General features: G+C 54.7%; 2 protein-coding genes. Both read left to right on the top strand.

The window, feature by feature from the left end:
- The coding region (locus tag EJQ19_RS21850; protein WP_206438466.1) for an S-layer homology domain-containing protein at positions 1–904 on the top strand (904 nt) is incomplete at its 5' end.
- Positions 905–1,171: 267 nt separating this feature from the next.
- Positions 1,172–2,428 carry a threonine ammonia-lyase IlvA gene (gene ilvA, locus EJQ19_RS21845; protein ID WP_126143369.1) on the top strand — a complete coding sequence of 419 codons (1,257 nt, stop codon included), beginning with the start codon at positions 1,172–1,174 and terminating at the stop codon, positions 2,426–2,428.
- The last annotated feature ends 63 nt before the right edge of the window (positions 2,429–2,491 follow it).

The raw sequence follows: 2,491 nt of genomic DNA, 5'->3' as shown, positions 1-2,491 counted from the left end.
TAATGTGACTTTGAGCAACCTGTCGTATCCGAAGCAGAAGCCGGAGGTCATTTCCGAGGACAAAGCCAAAGATTTGTGGCTCGGTCAGTACGACCTTAAGCTGAGCTATGTGCTGGACGGCGGTTACTACGGTGCGATGCCGATTGAGAAATATCGCGTGATGATGGCGGCGGGCGAAGTTGTGCCGGATGCGGTGAATTCGCAAGACAAGGCCACGGCGAAGCTTGTGTACTCGCTCAATCTGCGGAGCAACCACCAAGCCTTCTTGCTGGATGCGGCAACAGGCCAATGGCGGAACGCCGACACGGGTGAAGTGATGACGCTCGGCAAAGTGACGGTCAGCGACATCGATCAGCACTGGGCGAAGAACGAACTGCAGCTGATGCTGGACTATCAGGCGCTTGATGTGAAAGACGGCAAGGTGAACCCGGACGAGGCGATTACGAAGGGCGAGCTGGTTAAAATGCTGGTGATCGCCATGAACGGCGGCAATGGCGGCATTTACTACGGCGCTGAGCGTGCGGCGTCGTTTGCAGATGTGGCGAACGGCTCGAAGTATTTTGCCTATGTCGAAAATGCGGTGGACCGCGGCCTGCTGGACGCCGGTTCCGACTTTAATGCCGATGCCAAGATGGATCGGGAATCGATGGCGCAGCTTATAGTCAAAGCACTTGGCTACAAAAAACTGGCGAAATACGACGGTGTCTTCAATCCGCAAATCGCTGATAGCGCGCAATTAACGCGCATTGGAGATGCATCGATCGTCGTGGGCCTCGGTATCATGTCGCTTTCGGACGGCAGCTTCGCGCCGAAAACGGAAGTGACCAAGGCGCAGGCGGCGAGCGCGTTCTACCGCTTCTTGCAGCGCCGTGCGGAGCTGCAGGAGCAGCCGCATTATTACTAAGATATCGGAACGTATCTCCTAGAAGCGGTTCCATGCCATGAGTACCCCCCTCTTACAGGGCGGCATATCCGTTAAGCTTAAAGTGCAAGCCGATTATCCAAGCCTTTCCTGTCACGGTTGACGTGGCGGGAGGGGCTTTTGCATTTTCGCTGATTGGTCAAAGAACTGCCTTATTCGGTTGTCTTTTCCATACTATTGCGGCAAAATGTGTGCTACAATACTCGTTAAAATATGACTGGATATGTCAGGTAAAGGTGGTAGAAGGCGATGACGGTAGCCGGAAAAGTGGGCTTGGAGGATATTCTGAAAGCAAATCATGTACTCAGCAAAGTGATTGAACCGTCACCGCTGCAGCGCAACGACTTGCTTTCGAGTCAGTACGAGTGCAATGTGTTTTTGAAGCGGGAAGACATGCAGGTGGTGCGTTCGTTTAAAATTCGCGGCGCGTACAACGTCATCCAAGGGTTGACAGCTGAGGAGCGTGCGGCGGGCGTGGTCTGCGCGAGCGCGGGCAACCATGCGCAGGGCGTGGCCTATTCCTGCAAGCAGCTTGGCATTGAGGGGGAAATTTTCATGCCGACGACGACGCCGAGGCAGAAGATTTCGCAAGTGAAGCTGTTTGGAGGATCTTTCGTGGAGGTGATCCTGACCGGGGACACGTTCGATGATTCATCCGCTCAGGCGAAGGCTTATTGCGAGAAGGAGAACAAGGTGTTCATCCATCCGTTCGACGATGCGCGGACGATTGCCGGGCAAGGAACGGTCGGCCTCGAAATTATGAACCAGATGCAGGATGCGCCCGATTTTATCTTTGCGACGATTGGCGGAGGTGGTTTGGCGGCAGGGGTTGCGACGTATGTGTCGAGCGTATCGCCGAAGACGCAGATAATCGGCGCCGAGCCCGAAGGGGCGGCGAGCATGAGCGAAGCGTTCCGCCTTGGCGGTGTGGTGAAGCTGACGAACATCGAGAAGTTCGTCGACGGAGCGGCGGTCGCGCAGGTAGGCGAGCTGACTTATGAGATTTGCCGGGACAAGCTGGCGGAGATCACGGTGATTCCGTCCGGCAAAGAATGTACGACGATTCTGGAGCTGTACAACAGTAACGCCATCGTCATTGAGCCCGCAGGCGCGCTGCCGGTGGCGGCACTGGACGCGTATCGGGAGCAGATCAAGGGCAAGAACGTCGTCTGCATCATTTCCGGCGGCAACAACGACATTGACCGGATGCAGGAGATCAAGGAGCGCTCGCTCATTTATGAGGGGCTGAAGCATTATTTTATTTTGAACTTTCCTCAGCGGGCCGGGGCGCTGCGCGAGTTCCTGGAGGACGTGCTGGGGCCGACGGACGATATCACCCGTTTTGAGTATATGAAGAAAAACAACAGAGACAACGCGCCGGCGCTGGTCGGCATTGAGCTCAAGAACAAGGATGATTACCAAGGCCTGATTGAGCGTCTATCGCGCAAGGATTACGGGTATATGGAAATCAATCACGATCCGAAACTGTTCAACCTCCTCATTTGAGGGGGTTTTTGTTTTTGTTTTTGTTCATGTTTGCGCTGGTCTGGATGTAGAATAAATAGTGGA

It is taken from the genome of Paenibacillus whitsoniae, from assembly GCF_003955665.1.
GTDB lineage: Bacteria > Bacillota > Bacilli > Paenibacillales > NBRC-103111 > Paenibacillus_E > Paenibacillus_E whitsoniae.
The sequence above is the reverse complement of the archived record's forward strand: the minus strand, read 5'-3'. Positions and strand labels throughout refer to the sequence as shown.

Bases quoted from the DNA above. Each gene is read 5' to 3' on its own strand.
- ilvA (WP_126143369.1), top strand. From the start codon at position 1,172: ATGACGGTAGCCGGAAAAGTGGGCTTGGAGGATATTCTGAAAGCAAAT.